Raw genomic sequence first — 245 nt, 5'->3', positions numbered from 1 at the left:
CGGTACGTACGAAGCCAACATGGCGATGCAGCACTGCGACGTGCTGATCGCCATCGGCGCGCGTTTCGACGACCGTGTGATCGGCGACCCGGCGCACTTCGCGTCGCGTCCGCGCAAGATCATCCATATCGACATCGATCCTTCTTCCATCTCCAAGCGCGTCAAGGTCGACATTCCGATCGTCGGCGACGTGAAGGAAGTGCTCAAGGAGCTGATCGAGCAGTTGCAAACGGCCGACCATGGCC

At 60.8% G+C, this 245-nt stretch carries 1 pseudogene; it reads left to right on the top strand.

Features of this window, described 5'->3' with window-relative positions:
- Nucleotides 1–245: pseudogene (locus SB764_RS43635) on the top strand (acetolactate synthase 3 large subunit); the annotation flags it as partial.

This window comes from Paraburkholderia sp. SIMBA_027 (assembly GCF_046535315.1).
Lineage (GTDB): Bacteria > Pseudomonadota > Gammaproteobacteria > Burkholderiales > Burkholderiaceae > Paraburkholderia > Paraburkholderia tropica.
Note: the sequence above shows the minus strand (reverse complement) of the source record. Positions and strands in the feature narration are given on the sequence as shown.